Here is a 20,151-nt window from a genome sequence, read left to right as displayed (position 1 = left end):
TGCCCGAGCAGCGGGCGATCGTGCCCGACCACCGCGCCCCCGCCGTCGACGCATGACCGCCGACGAGAGGCGACACGCCCCGGGCGCCTCGGCGCCGACGGCCGACGAGGGCGCGGCGGTCGTCGAGGGCGCGGCGGTCGTCGAGGGCGCGGCGGTCGTCGAGGGCGCGGCGGTCGTCGAGGTCACCGTGCCGGCCCAGGTCTCGCGGGCCGACGTGGCGTCGCGTGGTGGCCCGCCGCCGGCCCGGAAGATGCCGACGCGGCCAGGCGCGACGGGCGGCGACGGCGGGGGTGCGATCGACGGTGGGGGTGCGGTGGTCGGGCGGGTGGCGCGGTGGCCGCGCCGGTTCGCGCGCCGGTTCGTGCGCCGGCCGAGCCGGCGGGCGCTGCTGGTGGGTGCCTGCGTCCTCGGGCCGGTGCTCGCGCTGGCCGGCTGGATTGGCGTGCGCGGCCTGCTGGCCCACTCGGAGCTGAACCGCGCACGGGCGGACATCACCCGACTGCAGCAGCGGCTGCTCGCCGGCGACGTACCGGCGCCCGCGGACCTCGCGGCCGAGGTGCGCCGGATCAGTGACCGGGCCCACTCGGCGGCCGACCTCACTGGCGACCCGGTGTGGTCGGCCGCCACGTACCTTCCCGGCGTCGGCTGCCCGCTGCGGTCCGCCCACTCGTTGACCGTCGCGGTCGATGGCGTGGCGGGCGGCGGGCTGCCCGCCATCGCCCAGGCCGCCGGCACGCTCAACCCGGCGTCGCTGCGGTCGGGCCTGACGATCAACCTGACGGCGCTCGCCCGCGGCAAGGAACCGGTCGCCGCGGCCGCGGCGGCCGTCGAGAGGTTCCGCACGGCACTCGCCGCCGTCCCGGACTGTGGCTGGCTGGGCCGGCGGCTGGGGCTCGCGCCAGCCCGCGCCACCGCCGCCAGCCAGGCCACCCGGCTCGCCGGCTCGCTTGCCGGCCTGAAGCTTGCCACCGAGATCGGGCCACCAATGCTGGGCGCGGGCGGTGAGGCGCGTCGCTACCTGCTGATCGTGCAGAACCCCGCCGAGTCCCGGGCCAATGGCGGCATCATCGGCGGGTTCGGTGTACTGACCGTGCGCAACGGCGAACTCAGCCTCGACGACATCTCGGGGAACGGGAAGCTGCCGCAGCTGCCCCCCGACTCGACGCCGCGGGCCGATGCGCGGCTGCCGGCCGACCTTGCCGCCAGATATGGGCCTTACCAGCCGACTGATATCTGGGCGAACGCCAATCTCACGCCCGACTACCCGACGGCCGGGCGCTTCTACTCCGACCTCTACAAGAGGACCACGGGTATCGACGTCGACGGCACCGTCAGCATCGATCCCACGGCCCTGTCCTACCTGCTCGCGGCGACCACGCCGGCCGTCATGCCGGACGGACGGGTGATCAAGGCGGGCGACCTGGTCAGGCTGGTGGAGTCGGACGCCTACGCGCTCATCAGCGACACCAACGAGCGCGACCAGTTTTTCGCCGATGTAGGCAAGTCCGTCTACCGCGCGGTGACGTCGGGCGTCGGCGGCACGCCGAAGCTGCTCGAGGCGCTCGGCCGAGCTACCGGTGAAGGCCGGCTGCTGGTGTCAAGCGACCACGTCGAGGAACAGGGCATTCTTTCCACCACTCCGCTCGGCGGAGCGTTGCCGAGCGCGCCCGGGCCTTTCCTGGCGGTGGTCACGCAGAACGCGGCGGCCAGCAAGCTGGACTTCTGGATGCGTCGCGCCGTCGGTTACCGGATGGACCCGGCGCCGGGCGGTGGCGGGGTCGCGACGATCGCCGTGCAGCTGCTGAACGATGCTCCGGCGGGCCTGCCCGAGTACGTGCGCTACCGCCTCGATCGCGGCGGGCCCGGGGGAAACCCGGACGCGCAGAACCAAGTCTGGCTGTCGGTCTACACGGGTGTGGGCAGTCGCCTGCTCGGAGCCGCGCTGGACGGCAAGCGGGCGCTGCCCGTCAACGACATCGAGCGTGGCCACTCCGTCGTCTCCATGTTCCTGCCGCTGGACCGAGGCCGGACGCGGACGCTCGTGCTGCGGGTCTGGGAGCCGGTCGCCGGCCCCGCGCTCACTGTGCGTACCCAACCGCTCGTGACGCCGGAGTCGTTCGCCGTCGCCGGGCTCCCCGCCCGGCCACCGTGGTCGCTCACAGCATCGAAGTAACTCCGCAGGGTTCTGGACACTGGCAGTTACGCTAAGTAACCTCCGCGTAGTCAATCGTTCGACTGCTTGCACTGATCACCCGTTGGGGAGTGCCTCGATGAAACTCCGCACGCTAGGCGTCGCGCTGCTCGCAAGCTGCGGGCTCGCCGTCGCCGCCCTACCAGCGACCGCCGCCTTGGCGGTCGATGACGCTCCACCGCTCAGTGACGCGGCAACCAGCGACCCTTCGATCTCCTCTTTGGCGGTCGATGACGGGTCGCTGTTCGACGACAAGCGGGATCTGTTCGACGACAAGCGGAAGAAGGACCCGTACCCGCCGTCGAAGACGTGCGGCGGTCTCTTCGGCCCGCTTCAGGTGAGCCAGACCGTGATCGAGTCCGGCCAGTCGTTGCTGTTCGCGGGCTGTGGCTTCGTGCCTGGCGCATCCGTCGCGCTCAACACCAGCGGAGGCGTCGAAAGCGCCTCAAGCCCGTCGGGCCTCGCGGCTTCGACCGTGTACGCGGACGGCAGCGGTTACATCAGTGGTCAGCTGACCCTGACGGCCGTGGGTACCAACACGATCACCGCGACTGGCCCGGGCTTCCCGGCGGCCGGCATCCTCGGCGACGAGAAGATCGACCCGGTGTTCAAGGACCAGGAAGAGCTTGCCGCCAAGACTGCGCTGGCCGCCGCGCCGATCAACCGGACCCTGACGGCCACGGTCCTCGTGCTCGGCCCCGACGGTTTCGGTGGTCCTGGTGGTCCTGGTGGCCCTGGCGGTCCTGGTGGGCCTGGCGGTCCTGGCGACATCGGTGGCGTCGGTGACTTCGGGGACCCGGGGCTCGGTGGCGCCATCACCGACGGCAAGGGCAACATCACCGTGATCAACGGCATCCCGATCCCGATCCCGATCCCGATCAACGGCTGGAACGACAAGGACGACTGCTTCAAGGACGGCAAGGACGGCCGGAACAACAAGGACGGCCGGACGACGCTGGCTGATGGCATCGACGGCAAGGACGGCCGGAACAACAAGGACGGCATCGACGGCAAGGACGGCCGGGATGGCAAGGACGGCCTGTTCGACGACAAGGACAGGCGCTGCCGTGACGGTGTCGGCGCCGTCGGTGTCGGCGTCGTCGGTGTCGGCGTCGGCGGTGGCGGTGGCGGTGTCGGTGGCGGTGGCGCGACCCCGGCCGGCGGTGCCCTGCCGTTCACCGGTGTCGAGACCGGGGCCATGGCCTCCATCGCCTTCGCCCTCCTCGGCGGCGGTCTGCTGCTCCGGGTCGCGGCCCGGCGTCGGCGCAACACCCTCGGCGCGCACACCGAGGGCTGACAGCACGACCGGTAACACCTACTGGTAACAAGCCAACGGTGGAAGCGGTGCCGCCTCAGCCTCGCTGAGGCGGCATCTCACCAGCCAGAAGCGGCTGGTGGCGCGCTGGTCGAAGGACCAGCTGGCGATACCGGAGGCACAGCGGGCACAGAACGGGCCGCTCCCGCGAATGCGGGGGCGGCCCGTTCTGTGCCCTGGCGGGGCCGGCGTCAGACGCCAGCTCTGGCGGGTCGCCGTCAGGCGCTGCCGTCCGCGCCGCCGCCCGTGCCATCGGCGGGGGAGTGACGGCGCAGGCGACGGCCGAGCGCGGCGATCGGGTCGAAGGACGCGTCAGCCACCCGCTCCTTGAGCGGGATGATCCCATTATCGGTGATCTTGATGTGTTCCGGGCAGACGTCCGTACAACATTTGGTGATGTTGCAGTAGCCGACGCCGGCCTCCGCGCGCAGCAGGTCACGCCGGTCGTTCGTGTCCAGCGGGTGCATCTCCAGCTCCGCGTAGCGGATCATCAGCCGCGGCCCGGCGAACACCCTCTTCTTGTCCTCGTGGTCGCGAAGCACGTGGCAGACGTTCTGGCACATGAAGCACTCGATGCACTTGCGGAACTCCTGGACGCGGTCCACGTCCACCTGCTGCATGCGGTGATGCCCGTCGTCACCGGTCGGCCGACCCGGCGCGAAGGTGGGCACCTCCTCGGCCTTCTCGTAGTTGAAGGCCACGTCGGTGACGAGGTCGCGGACCACCGGGAACGTGCGCAGCGGGGTGATGGTCACGGTCTCGCCGGGCTCGAAGAGGTTCAGCCGGGTCATGCACATCAGCCGGGGCTTCCCGTTCACCTCCGCCGAGCACGAGCCGCACTTGCCGGCCTTGCAGTTCCACCGGACGGCCAGGTCGTTCGCCTGGGTGGCCTGCAGCCGGTGCACCGCGTCGAGGACGACCATGCCCTCCTCGACCTCGACGGTGAAGTCCCGCAGTTCGCCCCCGTCGGCGTCGCCGCGCCACACCCGCATAGCCAGGTCGTAGCCCATCGTCAGGCGTTCCTCTCGTTGTTCGTCCCGGCGACCGGGGGCGTCTCGGGTGGGGTCTCGTCCCGGCCCGTGTCGGCCGGCTGCGGCGGCACGTCGGACGCCGCCGCGGCTGGCGCTGGCGCTGGCGTGGGCGCCGGCGGGTCGAAGAGCGAGGTGAGCTCGGGGGGCATTTCGGGCAGCGGCTCGGCGGCGAGGTCGACGGCGCCGTCGCGCAGCCGGACCACGTGGTTGATCCGGGCGAACACCGGGTCGGTGCCGGGGAAGTCGTCGCGGGTGTGGCCGCCGCGGCTTTCCCGGCGGGCGAGCGCCGCGGTGGCGACGCACTCGGCGACCAGCAGCATCGAGCGCAGGTCGAGCGCCAGGTGCCAGCCCGGGTTGTACTGCCGGTGCCCCTCGACGGCGACCCGCTCGGCACGCTGGCGCAGCTCCCCGATCTCCTTGAGCGCCTGGGTCAGCTCGTGCTCGGTCCGGATGATCCCCACCAGTGACTGCATCACGGCCTGCAGGTCGGACTGCAGCTGGTAGGGATTCTCGGTGTCGCCTCCGGCCGCGGCCCGCTCGAACGGGGCGAGCGCCCGCGCCGTGGTCTCGGCGATCTGGGTCTCGTCGGGCGCCGGGCGGTCGGTCTCGGCGAGCGCCGTCGCGTAGGCGGCGGCGCCGGCGCCCGCGCGCCGGCCGAACACCACCAGGTCGGACAGCGAGTTACCACCGAGCCGGTTCGAGCCGTGCAGCCCGGCGGCGCACTCGCCGGCCGCGTACAGCCCCGGCAGCGTCGTCGCCTGGCTCTCCGGGTCGACCTTGATCCCGCCCATCACGTAGTGGCAGGTCGGGCCGACCTCCATCGGTTCCCTGGTGATGTCGACGTCCGCCAGCTCCTTGAACTGGTGGTACATCGACGGCAAGCGGCGTCGGATCGTCTCCGGGTCGCGGCGGCTGGCGATGTCGAGGAAGACACCGCCGTGCGGCGTGCCGCGCCCGGCCTTCACCTCGGAGTTGATGGCGCGGGCGACCTCGTCACGCGGAAGCAGCTCCGGTGGGCGCCGCGCCGTCTTCTTGTCGGTGTACCAGCGGTCGGCCTCCTCCTCGGTGTCGGCCGTGTCCGCGGCGAACACCTCGGGGATGTAGTCGAACATGAACCGGCGGCCCTCGGTGTTGCGCAGCACGCCACCGTCACCGCGCACGCCCTCGGTGACGAGAATCCCGCGCACCGACGGCGGCCAGACCATTCCCGTCGGGTGGAACTGGACGAACTCCATGTCCATCAGGGCGGCACCGGCGCGCAGTGCGAGCGCCTGGCCGTCGCCGGTGTACTCCCAGGAGTTCGACGTCACCTGCCAGGACTTCCCGATACCGCCGGTGGCGAGTACCACGGCCGGCGCGTCGAACCGGACGAACGTGCCGGTCTCGCGCCAGTAGGCGAAGACGCCGGCGATCCGCTCGCCGCCGGTCGCCGGGTCCGGCGCGGTCAGCAGCCGCTGCACGGTGCATTCCATGAAGACGTCGAGCTTCTTCGCGACGACCCGGTTCTGCAGGGTCCGGATGAGTTCCAGGCCGGTGCGGTCGCCGACGTGGGCGAGGCGCGCGTAGCGGTGGCCGCCGAAGTCGCGCTGGAGAATCTTCCCGTCCGGGGTCCGGTCGAAGACGGCGCCCCATTCCTCCAGTTCCCAGACCCGGTCCGGGGCCTCCTGGGCGTGGATCTGCGCCATCCGCCACTGGTTGAGCATCTTGCCGCCGCGCATGGTGTCGCGGAAGTGCACCCGCCAGTTGTCCTCGGGCCACACGTTGGCCATCGCGGCGGCCATGCCGCCCTCGGCCATCACGGTGTGCGCCTTGCCCAGCAGGCTCTTGCAGACGATGGCGACCCGCGCGCCCTGCTCGTGCGCCTCGATCGCGGCCCGCAGGCCCGCTCCGCCGGCGCCGACCACCACGACGTCGTAGCTGTGTGTCTCGGCTGTCACAGGTGTTTCCTTCTCTCGTTCCTGGCATCTGGCTGGCGGGCTCGAAGCGGCCCAGGCCGCTCCGGCGCCGCCTATGAGATCCAGTGCGCGTCGGTGAGATGGCCGGACGCGACCAGCCAGATGTAGAAGTCGGTCGCCATGATCCACAGCAGGCTGGCCCAGGCGAAGAACATGTGGTGCCGGTTGAGCACCGAAAGCCTGGCCCAGACCCGGCGGCGCAGCGGGGCGGCGGACAGCCGCTTCAGACCACCGCCGCACAGGTGCCGGCACGAATGGCAGGAAAGTGAGTACAGCCAGATCAGCGCCGCGTTGACCACCAGCACGCCGGAGCCCACCCCGATACCGAAGTGGCCGTCGTAGATGAAACCGAGCACGGCGTCGTAGGTCAGCAGCGCGGCGAAGACGACCGCGAAGTACCAGAAGTACCGGTGGATGTTCTGCAGGATCAGCGGGAAGCGCGTCTCGCCCTGGTAGCCACGGCGGAAGTCCGGCACCGCGCAGGCCGGCGGCGCCCACCAGAACGAGCGGTAGTAGGCCTTCCGGTAGTAGTAGCAGGTGAGCCGGAAGCCGAGCGGGAAGATCAGAATGATAATCGCCGGCGACACCGGCGAGATATCGCCGAAGATATGCGGGGTCGCGTTGTCCAGACAGTTATCCGTCAAGCACGGCGAGTAGAACGGCGAAAGGTACGGGTCGTGGAAGTAGTTCCCGTTCCGCAGCGCGGCCCACATTCCGTAGACGACGAATCCCGCGAGCACGACGACGGTTACCAGCGGTTCCACCCACCAGTTGTCCTTGCGCAGCGTGCGCGCGCCGACGGCCGCGCGGGGCGCGGGTACCGGGCGTGAGGTGGCGGCCGGGTCCGCGGTCGGCGCGGGTCTGGTCCGAACGGGCATACATGTCTCCTCGGCTCCTGGCGCCGCGGTTTCGCATCCCCCGCCGGATCGCGCGTGCGCCGACGGGCGTCCCGCGGCGGACGCGGGTACCACGCGGGCCCGCGTACCCGCGGCGCCGCGTGGCCCGTGGCGCGCGGCGGCGCGGACCCTCCGCCCGGACGCCGATACACCATGGCCGAGGCATAGAGGGTCCGTGTGCTGCACATCACGGCCCACGGCGCAGTCTGGCCGATCCCCGATCAGATGGCCAGAGTCTTTGAGGAACGTGTTCTCATCCGCCGCGGACGAATCGCCGCGCGCCGGGCACGGCCTCCCGTCACCGTGCGGGGCTCGCCGACTCCGCCAGGTCCGCGCGTGGCCGCCACCGGGCTGTCGGTCGGGCCGGTCGCCGGGCTGGTTGGCCGGGCTGGTGGGCGGAGCATCGGGAAAGTGCTACAAGTGTGTAAAAGTTTGGGCTGCCATGGCCGTCTGGGCGACTCGGGCTGCCAGGCTGGCTACCTGGCGGAGAACGTCGCCTCGTCCCACGCCACCCTCCGCGTGGGGCGAGGCGGCACCGGATGCTCGCCGACACCCTGTGGACGCCGCGGACCGTGCTCCGTTACGCGTCGGTCGACTGCGCTACCTCGGTCCTTCCGTCTGCCGTCGTCGACCGGACACCTCCGGCTGGAAGCCTTACCGCCGGCCGAAGGAGGTTCCACATGTCTGTCAATCGTCGTCACGTGCTCGGCACCGGTGCCGCCGGCCTGGGCATCGTCCTCACGGGTTCGATCGGCTCCGTTTTCGGTGGTACCGCATACGCGGGGGGTCCACAGGGTGGTCAGGGTAGTCACGGCGACCCGGGCCACGGCCCGGTCTTCAAGGGCTACGGTGACCTCGTCGCCGACCCGAACGGCGTCGTCGACCTGCCCAAGGGCTTCAGCTACACCAAGGTCTCCGTCCAGGGCACACCGCTGGCCGGCGGCGGGCTCAGCCCCACCTTCCAGGACGGCATGCACACGTTCGCGGCCGGCCGCAACACCGCCATCGTGCGCAACCACGAGCTGACCCACGAGGCGAAGTACCCGGTCCCGCACGTCAAGGGCCTCACCTACGACGAGGGCGCGGACGGCGGCAACACCGTCCTCGTCGTCGACGGCGGCAAGCTGCTGTCGGAGAAGGTCGGCCTCGCGGGCACCGTCCGCAACTGCGCCGGCGGCCCGACCCCGTGGGGCACGTGGCTGACCTGCGAGGAGACCGAGCTCGTCCCCGTGGGCGACCCGTTCGCCCCGGACACCGCCAGCCTCCACGACGCGAAGCTGACCAAGCGGCACGGCTACGTCTTCGAGGTCGACCCGTTCGGCCGGCTGCACGACCCGGCGCCGGTGCCGCTCACCGCGCTCGGCCGTTACGCCCACGAGGCCGTCGCCGTCGACCCGAAGACCGGCATCCTCTACCTGACCGAGGACGCCAGCGGCCCGTTCGGCCTCGTCTACCGGTTCCTGCCGAAGCGGCCGCTCGGCGGCCCCGGCAGCCTGCGCGCCGGCGGCAAGCTGCAGGCGATGTTCGCGGGCGGCCTCGCCGACCTGTCCGGTGTCACCGAGATCGGCACCAAGCTGGCGGTGAAGTGGGTCGACGTCCCTGACCCGGACGCCACCACCACGTCGGTGCGCAAGCAGTTCACCGCGGGATCCGTCTCCGTGGTGCCGAAGGCCGAGGGCATCTACTTCCGGGACGGCTCGGCGTACTTCGTCTCCAGCTACGCCAAGGCGGCACCCGCCGCCGGCCTGCACGAGGGCCAGGTCTGGAGGTTCGACCCGAAGCGGAGCACCATCGAGCTGGTGGTGCGCTTCGCACCCGGCGGCACGTTCGACGGGCCGGACAACATCCACATCTCCGCCTGGGGCGAGATGATCCTCTGCGAGGACGGCGACGGCGACAACCACCTCGTCGTCATCGGCGACGACGGCAACCCCTACCCGCTGGCCCGCTCGGTGAGCCAGGCGGAGTTCGCGGGCGCCACCTTCTCGCCGGACGGCAAGTACCTCTACGCCAACATCCAGGAGGACGGCGTCACGGTTGCCATCAAGGGCCCGTGGCAGTCCGACCGCCACTAGCGGTCCAACAGACCGCCCCGGTGGTCCGCAGACCGGCCCGGTGGTCCCGTAGACCGGTCCCGTAGACCGCCACTGGTGGTCCCGCGGCTCCCGTAGCGCGGATGGCCCGGCCTGGGGGGACGTTTCCGTCCCGGGTCGGGCCTTCCTCGTCCGCAGGAGCCGTCGGGCGGTCCGGCGCGGCCGAGTACCCGGTCGGCCACCGCCAGGTGAGATATGCATTGTTCGTGGTGAACCCAGCGCGATCACCGTCTCAGGAAGTCCTGCGGCTGGCCGGCCCGGTGCTGGTCGGGCCCGAGGACGTCCGTGACGAGCTGTGGGTGGTCGGCGGGAGGGTCACCTTCTCCCGGCCCACGGCACCGGCCGAGACGGTACGTGGCTGGGTGCTGCCCGGTCTCGTGGACGCGCACTGCCACGTCGGCCTCGACGCGCATGGCGCGGTCGACCAGGAGACCACGCTCGCGCAGGCGCGCGCGGACCGGGACGTCGGCGCGCTGCTGCTGCGCGACGCCGGCTCCCCGGCCGACACCCGCTGGATCGACGACCGCGAGGACCTGCCCCGGCTGGTGCGCGCCGGCAGGCACATCGCGCGGACCCGCCGCTACATCCGCAACTACGCCGAGGAGATCGAGCCCGACGGGCTCGTCGCCGAGGTCGGGCGGCAGGCGGAACGCGGCGACGGCTGGGTGAAGCTCGTCGGCGACTGGATCGACCGTTCCGTCGGAGACCTCGCCTCCTGCTGGCCGGCGGACGCCGTCGTCGAGGCGATCGCGGCGGCGCACGCCGCCGGCGCCCGAGTGACCGCGCACTGCTTCGCCGAGGACGCGTTGCCCGACCTGGCCGCCGCCGGCATCGACTGCGTCGAACACGCCACCGGCCTCACCGACGACACCGTCGCGCTGTTCGCCGCCCGCGGCATCGCGATCGTGCCGACGCTGGTCAACATCGCCACGTTTCCCGGCATCGCGGCCGACGCCGAGGCCAAGTACCCGCGCTACGCCCAGCACATGCGCGCCCTGCACGCCCGCCGGTTCGAGACCGTCGGCGCCGCCTACGACGCCGGCATCCCGATCTACGTCGGCACCGACGCAGGCGGTTCCCTGCCGCACGGACTGGTCGCCGCCGAGATCGCCGAGCTCGTCCGGGCCGGCCTGCCGCCGGAGGCCGCGCTCGACGCCGCGACCTGGTCGGCCCGCGCCTGGCTGGGCTTCCCCGCCCTGGAGGAAGGCGCCCCCGCCGACCTCGTCGTCTACCCGGACGACCCCCGCGCCGACATCGCCGTCCTCGCCGCCCCCGACCTGATCATCCTCCGCGGCCACCCCGTCGCCGGCACCACCACCCCGGCAGCCCCACCGACCCCCTGACCCCTGACCTCCCAACCTCCCAACCTCCTGGCTCCCGACCTCCCGGCTCCCTGGCCCCTGACCTCCCGACTCCCGAGCCCTCCCCGCCTCCACCCGCCCCCAGTGATCGCCGTCTGTGCCCTTCCGTGGTTGCGCCGGGACCGGATCCACAACCACCGCGGGGCTGAGACGCCGATCAAGAACGACTGAGGGCTGTCCACAGGGACGCCGGGGTGGCCGTGCCGGGGGTGGTCGGGGAGGAGGGTGTGCTGGTGTGGGGGTTGGCGGGGGAGCTCGGTCGGTTCTGGCGTATCCGGGGATGGCGGCGGCGCTGTGGACAGCCGGGTGGCAGGACGGCATGGTCACCTATGAGCAGGCGCTGGGCGCGGGGTTGACCCGGGGCCAGATCCGGCAACTCGTGCGGACCGGCGACTGGGTCCGGCCGTTCCCCGGCACCTATCTCGTCGCTGGCGCCGACCCGTTTCTTGGTCGGGTGCACGCGGCTCTGGTTCGTCGGCCGCAGGCGGTCGTATGCGGCGTCACGGCCGCGAGGCTGCTCGACCTGCGCGCGCTTCCCGCGCTGTCCACCTCGGAGCCGATCCATCTCCTGATCACCGGATCTGCCGCGCGGACCGCTGCGCGGGGCATCGTTCTGCACTCGGGATCTCGCGCGGGCACGCCGGTCTGGTGGCGCCGTGGGGTTCCGGTCACGTCGGTGACGCGCACGCTCGCTGATCTCGTTCTCGCCTGGGACCGACCGGAGGCGGTGGCGCTGTTGGACGCCGCCGCACACGATCGCCGGTTCCGCGGTGTGGTCGAGGTGGCGGCGCACCTGCTCGGTCGACGCGGCGCGGCGGCCCGGTTCCGATGGCTCGCGGAGGTCGACGCCCGCACGGAGTCCGCGCTCGAAAGCCGGCTGCGCCTCGTCCTGCACGACCACGGACTCAGGCCGCCCGAGGCTCAATACGCCGTCATCGACGAGAACGGGCGATCTGTCGCGCGCGCCGACTTCGCCTACCCGGCTCGTCGGCTGCTCGTCGAGGCGGATGGCGCCGCCTTCCATGGCGACCACGCCGCCGATCCAGAGCCGCTGCACCGCGACCGCGACCGTCAGAACGCCCTGTCCCGCCTTGGCTGGACGATCCTGCGTTTCACCTGGTCAGACGTGCTCACCCGTCCCGACCACGTCGCCGCTGTCGTTCGCCACTCTCTCGCCCGGCCATGATCGTTTCTTGGGCCCCGTGGTGGTCGTAAGCCGGGCTCTGCTGTGACCGCCGGAGGGCTCAAACGGCGATCAGGCCACCAGGCCACCAGGCCACCAGCGATCAGGCGATCAGGCGAGGAGGGGGGAGGTGACGCGCTCGCCGGTGGTGCCGTCGATGAGGCCGAGGTCGGTGATGTGGGGGCCGGGGAGGCAGGCGAGCGAGGCGACCATGACGGTGAACAGCGGCTGGGTGAGGATCCGGAGGGTGAGGCCGACCTCGGCGGCCGCGTCCTGGACGGCCCGCTGGGCCTCGGCGACCTGGGCCGCCGGCAGCGGCGACAGCAGCCCGGCGATCGGGAGCGCGACCCGGGCCACCACCTCGCCCCCGGCGGCGACCGCGACGCCCCCGCCGTCCGCGATCACCTGGTTCGCCGCGGCCGCCATGTCGACCGGGTCGCGGCCGAAGACGACCAGGTTGTGGGTGTCGTGCGAGACCGAGGTGGCGACGGCGCCTGTCCACTCCCCCCAACCGGAGATCAGCGCGGCCTGCGGGCGGGGCGCGATCCGGCCGTGCCGGTGCACCGCGACCTGCAGCATGTGCCCCGCCGGCGGCACCACCACACCGTCGCGGACCTCGGCGTCGACCTCGCCCCAGGTGGTGAAGACCGGGCCGTCGAGCACCCGCAGCCGCGCCGTGCCGTTGTAGACCCCGTCCGGCAGGTGGCCGACCCGCAGCACGAAGTGGTCGGGTGTGAGCGAGTCGATCTTCATCGTGTCCAGCGGTGGCACGCTCGGTCCCTCGACCACCGGGACGATCATCTCGCCGGCGGAGGCGACGTGCTGGCCGGCGGCGAAGACGTCGTCGACGGCGACCGCCGCCAGGTCGGACAGGATGATCAGATCGGCCTGCCGGCCGGCGGCGACCAGGCCGAGGTCGGTGCGCCGCAGCCGGTAGGCCGCGTGGTAGGTGGCGATCCGCAGCGCGCGCACCGGGTCGAGGCCGTAGCCGACCAGGCGGCGCAGCAGGTGGTCGATGCCGCCGTCGGTGAGCAGCGTCAGCGCGAACAGGTCGTCGGTGGCGGCGCACAGGTGTGTCGGCAGCTCCGGCAGTGCGTTCAGCTCGGCGACCAGGCCGGGAAGGAGATGCTCGAACGCGCCGCGGAGCTCGACGGTCAGGCCGGCGCGCAGCTTCTCCATGGCGTCGTCCTGCGTGACGATCTCGTGGTCCGAGGTGATCCCGGCCGCGAGGTAGGCCTGCAGCTCGGGGCCGGTGAGGCCGGCGGCGTGCCCGCTGACCAGCTTCCCGCTGGCCAGGCCCGCGGCCACGACGTCGACCATCCGTCCGTCGCTGGTCAGCACGCCGAGCATGTCCATGACCTCGGCGAGGCCGCCGACCTCCGGCCAGGCGAGCATCTCGGTGACCTCGGGGCCGTGCAGGTCCGCGCCGGACAGCTCCAGCCCCGGCATCGGCGGCACGCACGACGGTGCCTGGATGATGAAGCGCACCGGCAGCCCGCGGCTCGCCTCCACGGCGTAGCGCACCCCGGCGACGCCGGAGACGTTCGCGAGCTCGTGCGGGTCGCCGAAGATCGTCGTAGTGCCGCGCGGGCAGACGGCCGAGGCGTAGGCCCCGGGCGTGAGCATCGAACTCTCGAAATGGACGTGCATGTCGATGAGGCCGGGGGCGATGAACCTTCCGGTCGCGTCGAACGCGTCGAGCGCGTCCGTCCGGCTGCCGCTCGGGTGGACCGACGCGATCAGCGGACCGACCAGTCCGACGTCCGCCGGCCGGACCTCGCAGGTACCGACGTCGACGACGCTGCCGCCGGTGATGAGCAGGTCGAACGGCACGACGCCGCGGGCGGCGTCGACGGCGCGGCGGCGAAGGGCCGGGTCGACAGGGTCGTCCATGGGAGCAAGCTAGGCCGCTGCTGTTACAACTGTCTGCCGATTCCGCTCATCGCTGTTACGGGACGCCTGCCCCCGGCAGCTGCCGTTGGGCCGCTGATTGGGCGCTCGCCATACGACGACCACTGGAACGTCATGGGACAAACATGGTTACTACCCCCGTATCGGCCGTCGGCATGACGGCCATAGGCTCGCTGCATAACGGCTGGTCGGGAGGGAGCGGGCTGGTGGACGGCTTCGGGACGGGCCCGGCAGTGGTGCGCGACGGTTCCCCCTTGTCGGTCCGTCGCGGCAAGGACGCGCCGGCCGACCGCATACCCCCCGGTCTTGATCGCCGCAATTCCGGTATCGGCCCGGGAGCATCGGGGCGGCGCCGGCCGCTGGTCGTCGGCATCGGCGGATCGGCGCGGACCGACTCGCCGGCCATGCGGGCGCTGGGCGCCGCGACCCGGATGCTCGCCCAGGCCGGCGCGGAGACGGTCATGCTCAGCGTCGCCGAGCTGGATCTGCCGCCCTACCATCCGGACGCCAAGGAGCGCTCAGGGTCGATCCGCCGCCTCGTCGGCGAGGTCCGCCGCGCCGACGGCCTGGTCATCGCGGCCCCGGACTATCACGGCGGCACCTCGGGCGCGCTCAAGAACGCCCTCGACTACCTGTGGGACCTGGGTGACACGCCCCGGCCGGGACTGGACGCCCGCCCCGTCGGGCTGCTGGCCTGTGACGAGGGCCCGGGCGCCGGCGGCGCGCTGACCGCGCTGCGGGCCACGGTGCACGCGCTCGGCGGCTGGCCCACCCCGCTGGGGGTCAGCCTGAGCAGGCAGGAATCCGCCACGATCGACCAGTACGGCGCCATCTCGAGCCCGTCGATCGCCGCCCGGTTCGACACGCTGACCGACCAGATCATGGGCTTCGCCTATGCCTGGTCGCACCTGATCTGAGAGTGATCTGAGCGCGTACGGCCGGACGTTCGCGCACACCCTCACGTAAGGGGCGAACCGGCGCCAGCTACCGTGTCGTTGCCCTGACCGCCACGCCAGAATCCCCGCGCCAGAACCTCCGCGGGTCCGACGGACGCGCGTGGTCGTGGCGCGTCGGCGCGCTGGCCGCTCCCCGCGGCCAGGTGGCTTGCGGTCGAGGGCTCGCCGTCGACGAGATCTGTCGACGAGAACTTGAGGAGGGTCCCAGGTGGGACGACGGCACATGCTGCGCCTGGCCGCGGCGGCGCTCGGCTCCGCTCTGGCGTTGGCGGCCTGCAGCGAGTCCGCCGGCGACGACGGCGGCTCCGGAGCAAGCACCCCGGTCGCGGCCGGCGCCACGGTGAAGCTGATGGCCATCCTGCCCACCGAGACGGCCGGCTCCAACTACCCCGACATCCTCGCGGCCTCCCATGCCGCGGTGCGCGGGCTCAACGCCCGTGGCGGGATCAAGGGGCACAAGGTCGAGCTGGTCTACTGCAACGAGAAGAACGACGCCGCCACCGCCAAGTCCTGCGCCCAGCGGGCGGTGGACGAGCACGTGCTCGCCGTCGTCAACGAGGTCAGCGCGACCGGTGGGATCATGCCGATCCTCGAGGCCGCCAAGATCCCGTCGATCGGCTCCGGGGGCATCTCGGTCGACCAGTCGGAGCTGTCCTCCCCGGTCAGCTTCATGCTCAGCCCGCTGACCGACTACCCGGCGGTGTGCCCGGCCCTGCTGAAGAAGGCCGGCGCGACGAAGCTCGGCGCCGTCGGTTACAACCTGCCGCAGGCCGACCGGCTGATGAAGATGGCGGAGATCGGGGCGAAGGACGCCGGCTCGCCGCTGGCGCTGGAGCCACGGGTCCCGATCGACACCAGCGACTTCACGCCGACCGCGACGCAGCTCAGCAGGGCCGGCGTGAACGGCACGGTCCTCGTCGTCGTCGATCAGGGCGCCTACGCGGTGATCAAGGGTGGCGGCGCCGCCGGCGGCAAGTACTGCCACGCGCTGGGTGTCCTCTCCCGGGACTGGCTCATCGACGAGGGCGCGGCGGCCGACTCGATCGTCTTCGCGAGCGCGTTCCCCGAGCTCAGCGAGGCCGGCCAGTTCCCCGAGCTCGCCAGGGCGGTCCAGGAACTCGACGCGGAGGCCGCCGCCGGCGACGCCGCCGCGGCGACGGACAGGCGGATCAGCTCGACGAACACCGTCGGCTCGTGGCTGTCGGTGCAGGTCGTCGAGAAGGTCGCGAACGCGATCCCTGGCGACGAGCTGACGTCGGCGGCGCTGCTCGACCAGCTCAACAAGACCTCGGGCCTCGACCTCGGCCTGCTGCCGCCGCTGGACTTCTCCAAGCCGTCGCCGATCCCCGGCGCGCAGCGGCTGTTCAACACCACGATGCGCGGCGTGCGCTGGGACTCGGCGACGAAGACCTACGTCCCGCTCGGCACCGAGGCCTACGACGCCCTGAAGATCCTCACCCAGACCGGCGCCTGACGGGTGCGGTAACGCTCCGGCCTACCAGGTGCGGGGGGCACCGAAGACCTGGGTCCAGTAGCAGCCGTAGACGTCGTCGCTGACGGCGTAGCCGATGCCGATCTCGGTGATCTCGGGCAGCAGGATGTTGCGGCGGTGGCCCGGGCTGTTCATCCAGCCCGTGACGACCTCCATCGGGGTCCGCTGGCCGGCGGCGATGTTCTCGGCCACCGTCGCGTACTGGTATCCGGCCGCCTCGACCCGGTCGGAGACCTGCCTGCCCTCCGGGCTGGCATGGTCGAAGAACCGGCGCCGGGCCATGTCGGCGCTGTGCGCCGCGGCCGCCATGGCGAGCCGGGGCTCGGGCGCGAGCGGCCGCAGGCCGTGCTGCTGACGCTGCTGGTTCGTCAGCATGATCACCTCGGCGAGCCGGTCGGCGTCCGGGGTTCGTGGCGACAGCGGCGCCCACGGTGGGCCCGGCTCGGCCCGCTGACCGGGCGGGCTCGGTGGGCTTGGCGGTCTGGGTGCGCTGGGTGGCCTGGGTGGCCTGGGTGCGCTGGGTGGCCTGGATGGGCCGGGCGGACCTGGCGTGGGCACCGGTAGCGGGCCGGCCGGGAGCGGAACGGGCCGGGGCGCCGGCGTGGCCGGCTCGGGCTCCACGTCGACACCGAAGTCGCGCGCGAGCCCGGCCAGGCCGTCGGCGTATCCCTGCCCGATCGACCGGATCCGCCACCCAGCGGCCCCTCCGCCAGCGCCGCCCGCTCCGGCCGCCCCGCCGGCGCCGGCGGGGCCGCGCTGGTAGAGCTCGCCGACGAGCAGGGCGGTCTCCGGGCCGAGCCGCGGCGGCAGCAGCCGGATCAGGGTGATGCCGGCGAGGTCGTGCACGGTCGTCACTGGCGCGGGCAGCCGGCCGAACGGGGAGACGCGGTCCGTGGGGCTCGCCACCAGCACCACCCGCGCCGCGCCGCGGCGCAGCCGGCGCGGGTCGATGGTCAGCTCGTCGGCGCCGCCGTCCCTGGTCGCGGGGGTGAGCCGGATGCCGGCCGCCGCCGCCTGGTTGTAGAAGACGAAGTCCTCGTCACCGCCGACTCGGCCGCCGTCGCCGACGATCAGCGCCGACAGGTCGAACGGCCCGCCCAGCCGGACGCGAACGGCGCCCGGGGGCAGCGGCGTGTTGCCCCCCGCCACCAGCTCGAGCATGCGCACCCCCTTGGACCGTTCAACGATCGACGCCGGCCCGGGTTCCGCGGGGTAGCTGGGGGCCTTGTCGTGGGCCGTGGGACCATGTTGTTCTCGGGTGACCGGAGGCCGTTGGATACCCGGTCGACGGTTGTGCGAGCATGTCGTTCTCGCGCGACCGGACGCCGTGGGAGACGAGGTCGCACCGGCATTGAGAGAGCCGTGGGCTTCTCGATACAGAAATGCGTCGGAGGCGTTGGTTTGCTGACCGTGACGCGTCATCGGGTCCCGGTGTGCCGGTACCGCGTTTCTGGTAGTGAAAGTAGGCCACGGTGAACGACGCGATCGGCTACGCCCTGCTCGGCCTGGGCACCGGTGGCCTGTACGCCCTGATGACGGCCGGGATCGTGGTGGTCCAGCGGGGCGCGGGCGTGCTGAACCTCGCGCACGGCGCGCTGCTCGCCTGGGCGGCCTACACGTTCCACGGCGCCTCCGAGGTGTGGGATCTGCCCACCTGGTTCGCGGCCGTGCTCGCCGTCGGGTCGACGGCGCTCATCGGCCTGCTCTTCCACCTGCTGGTGATGCGCCCGATGCGCGACGGCTCGGCGCTGACCAGGGTCATGGCCACGCTCGGGCTGCTGATCATCCTGCAGTCAGCGCTCACCCTGATGTACGGCACGCCCGTGCGTACCGCGCCGACCATCCTGCCGACCGGCAAGGTGACGATCGTCGGCATGCCGGTCGGCTGGGATGTCTTCGTCCGCATCGGGGTCGTCGCGGTGGTGCTCGCCGCGCTGTGGGCGCTGTTCCGGCACACCACGATCGGGCTGGCGGCCACGGCCGTCACCGAGAACCCGCGGGCGGCCGCGACGTTCGGCTGGTCGCCCGACCTGGTCGCCGCCGGGGCGTGGACGCTCGGGGCCGCGCTCGCCGGGCTCGCCGGTGTGCTGCTCGCCCCGTTGCAGATGCCGCTGTCGGCGCCGAACCTGATGCTGCTGATCGTTCCGGTGCTCGCGATCGGCCTGCTGGCGGGGTTCCGCTCGCTGCCGGCCGTGTTCGTCGCGTCGGTCGTGCTCGCGGTCATCGAGGTGGAGACGCAGGTCCAGCTGGTCACCCGCCATCCCGCCTGGCGGGGTGTCGACCGGGCGATCCCGCTGGTCGTGATCGTCTTCTATCTGGCGATCCGGGGCCGGCACATCCCCGACCGGGGACACGTGAGCGAGCGGCTCCCCGCGCTGGGCAGCGGCCGGATCCACTGGCCGGCGCTCGTGGTGAGCGTCACCGCCGCGATCTGCCTGATCTGGTACGCGCTGCCGGTGGACTGGGTGAACGCGCTGAACGCCAACGCGCTGTGGGCGATCCTCATCCTCTCGGTCGTCACGCTCGTCGGCTTCACCGGCCAGCTCTCGCTTGCCCAGCTCGCCTTCGCCGGGGTGGCCGCGCTGATCGCCGGCCGGCTCGTGGCGGTCCGCGGCTGGCCGTTGGAGGCGGCGCTCGCGCTCGGCATCCTCGGGACCTCCGCGCTCGGGGTGCTGTTCGCGCTGCCCGCGCTGCGTACCCGAGGCCTGCAGCTCGCCGTCGTCACCCTCGGTCTGGGCGCGGCCGCGGACGCGATCCTGTTCCAGCGTGGCTACCACACGCCGCCCCCGCCCGGCTCGGTCGCGGCGTCGCTCGGCGAGCTCGGCCAGTCGGAGGGCACCGTCGTCGAACACGCGCGGCTGTTCGGGGTGCGGCTGGACACGGTCGTGGCACCGCGCGCGTTCGCGACGCTCGCCGTGGTCTCGTTCGCCATCGTCGCGGTCGCGGTCGCGAACCTGCGCCGTGGCCGGGCGGGCCGGCGGCTGATCGCGGTCCGGACCAACGAGCGGGCGGCGGCATCGCTCGGGGTCAGCGTCGTCGGCGCGAAGCTCTACGCGTTCGCGCTGTCGGCCGCGATCGCCGGGTTCGGCGGCGTGCTCTACGCCTTCTACCTCTACGGCTCGCGCGGCAACATCGACTACGGCGGCATGACGTTCTCGCCGTTCAGCTCGATCCTGCTGATCGCGTTCGCGGTGCTCGGCGGGGTCGGCTGGGTCAGCGGCGCGTTCGCCGGCGCGGCCTGGGCCGCCGGCACGCTCGGCACCCGGTTCGGAGCCTGGCTCGGGAAGCTGCTGACCGACGTGGCGGTGTTCGCCAGGACGATGATCGCCATCCTGGGCGCGGTGGTCGGCTTCAGTGCCGGCGCGGGCGTCCGTCGGCCGCGCGCCACGGTGCCGGACGCTGCCGACGGTGAGATGGACGGCCTGGGCGACGCGTCCGCGCCGGGAGACGCCGCGCGGACGGGCGCCGGCCGGCCGGCCTCGGCGCGGCCGGCCTCGCGCCGGCTCTGGCCGTGGGTGGGCGCGCTGGTGCTCGCCGCCGCCGCGATCGGGGTCAGCGGTTGGGTGCTCGACTGGCTGACCCAGCTCGACCGGTACGTGCCGCTGATCGGCGGCGTCGTGCTCGTCACCATCCTCGCCACCTCCGGCGGCGGGATGGCGCCTGGCAACGCGGCCCTGGCCAGCGCCGTGGCCGCTCGTTTCACGCCACCGTCGAGGAGGGCCGCGCGCGCGGCGCGCGAGCGCCGGCGACTCGCCCAGCTGCTGGCT

Annotated in this window: 13 protein-coding genes; 8 read left to right on the top strand and 5 right to left on the bottom strand. The window is 72.4% G+C overall.

Annotation, left to right across the window (positions count from 1 at the left end):
* The first annotated feature begins 52 nt into the window (after positions 1-52).
* Entirely contained in the window at positions 53-2,173 is a 2,121-nt protein-coding gene (locus FRCN3DRAFT_RS0234190; protein ID WP_007518995.1) for a DUF4012 domain-containing protein, read from the top strand.
* 97 nt (positions 2,174-2,270) lie between these two features.
* A complete protein-coding gene (locus FRCN3DRAFT_RS50145) occupies positions 2,271-3,488 on the top strand; it encodes a hypothetical protein (protein ID WP_007518996.1) in 1,218 nt (405 codons plus the stop codon).
* Positions 3,489-3,724: 236 nt separating this feature from the next.
* Here FRCN3DRAFT_RS50145 and FRCN3DRAFT_RS0234180 read toward each other — a convergent pair whose 3' ends face one another.
* From FRCN3DRAFT_RS0234180 to FRCN3DRAFT_RS0234170, 3 genes are all read right to left on the bottom strand, one after another.
* Positions 3,725-4,516, bottom strand: coding sequence for a succinate dehydrogenase/fumarate reductase iron-sulfur subunit (locus FRCN3DRAFT_RS0234180; protein WP_007518998.1), 792 nt, complete (start codon positions 4,514-4,516; stop codon positions 3,725-3,727).
* 2 nt (positions 4,517-4,518) lie between these two features.
* Entirely contained in the window at positions 4,519-6,474 is a 1,956-nt protein-coding gene (locus tag FRCN3DRAFT_RS0234175; RefSeq protein WP_007518999.1) for a fumarate reductase/succinate dehydrogenase flavoprotein subunit, read from the bottom strand.
* A 71-nt stretch (positions 6,475-6,545) separates the two neighbouring features.
* Positions 6,546-7,370, bottom strand: a complete 825-nt coding sequence (locus FRCN3DRAFT_RS0234170; protein ID WP_007519000.1) for a hypothetical protein — start codon at positions 7,368-7,370, stop codon at positions 6,546-6,548.
* A 698-nt stretch (positions 7,371-8,068) separates the two neighbouring features.
* Between FRCN3DRAFT_RS0234170 and FRCN3DRAFT_RS0234165 the strand changes: the two genes are divergently transcribed.
* The 3 genes from FRCN3DRAFT_RS0234165 to FRCN3DRAFT_RS0234155 all read left to right on the top strand — a co-directional run bounded on the left by FRCN3DRAFT_RS0234165 (position 8,069) and on the right by FRCN3DRAFT_RS0234155 (position 12,028).
* Entirely contained in the window at positions 8,069-9,463 is a 1,395-nt protein-coding gene (locus FRCN3DRAFT_RS0234165) for an alkaline phosphatase PhoX (RefSeq protein WP_007519001.1), read from the top strand.
* Positions 9,464-9,564: 101 nt separating this feature from the next.
* On the top strand, positions 9,565-10,824 hold the full coding sequence (locus FRCN3DRAFT_RS0234160; RefSeq protein ID WP_007519002.1) for an amidohydrolase family protein: 1,260 nt from the start codon (positions 9,565-9,567) through the stop codon (positions 10,822-10,824).
* Positions 10,825-11,122: 298 nt separating this feature from the next.
* On the top strand, positions 11,123-12,028 hold the full coding sequence (locus FRCN3DRAFT_RS0234155; protein WP_035925522.1) for a type IV toxin-antitoxin system AbiEi family antitoxin domain-containing protein: 906 nt from the start codon (positions 11,123-11,125) through the stop codon (positions 12,026-12,028).
* Positions 12,029-12,136: 108 nt separating this feature from the next.
* Here the strand turns inward: FRCN3DRAFT_RS0234155 and FRCN3DRAFT_RS0234150 are convergent, their stop codons facing one another.
* Positions 12,137-13,918 (bottom strand): adenine deaminase, encoded by a 1,782-nt coding sequence (locus tag FRCN3DRAFT_RS0234150; protein ID WP_007519004.1) that lies wholly within the window; start codon positions 13,916-13,918, stop codon positions 12,137-12,139.
* A 224-nt stretch (positions 13,919-14,142) separates the two neighbouring features.
* Between FRCN3DRAFT_RS0234150 and FRCN3DRAFT_RS47590 the strand changes: the two genes are divergently transcribed.
* Together FRCN3DRAFT_RS47590 and FRCN3DRAFT_RS0234140 are read left to right on the top strand one after the other, a co-directional pair.
* Positions 14,143-14,853 (top strand): NADPH-dependent FMN reductase, encoded by a 711-nt coding sequence (locus FRCN3DRAFT_RS47590; RefSeq protein ID WP_232794237.1) that lies wholly within the window; start codon positions 14,143-14,145, stop codon positions 14,851-14,853.
* 247 nt (positions 14,854-15,100) lie between these two features.
* Entirely contained in the window at positions 15,101-16,366 is a 1,266-nt protein-coding gene (locus FRCN3DRAFT_RS0234140; protein WP_007519008.1) for an ABC transporter substrate-binding protein, read from the top strand.
* 21 nt (positions 16,367-16,387) lie between these two features.
* Here the strand turns inward: FRCN3DRAFT_RS0234140 and FRCN3DRAFT_RS0234135 are convergent, their stop codons facing one another.
* A complete protein-coding gene (locus FRCN3DRAFT_RS0234135; RefSeq protein WP_007519009.1) occupies positions 16,388-17,545 on the bottom strand; it encodes a CAP domain-containing protein in 1,158 nt (385 codons plus the stop codon).
* A gap of 311 nt (positions 17,546-17,856) precedes the next feature.
* On the opposite strand from FRCN3DRAFT_RS0234135, the gene FRCN3DRAFT_RS47585 reads away from it, so the two are divergent.
* On the top strand, positions 17,857-20,151 hold a 2,295-nt coding region (locus tag FRCN3DRAFT_RS47585; RefSeq protein ID WP_007519011.1), incomplete at its 3' end, for an ABC transporter permease.

Origin of the sequence: Pseudofrankia saprophytica, assembly GCF_000235425.2 — a bacterium.
Classification (GTDB): domain Bacteria; phylum Actinomycetota; class Actinomycetes; order Frankiales; family Frankiaceae; genus Pseudofrankia; species Pseudofrankia saprophytica.
This window is presented reverse-complemented; position numbering and strand designations above follow the sequence as displayed.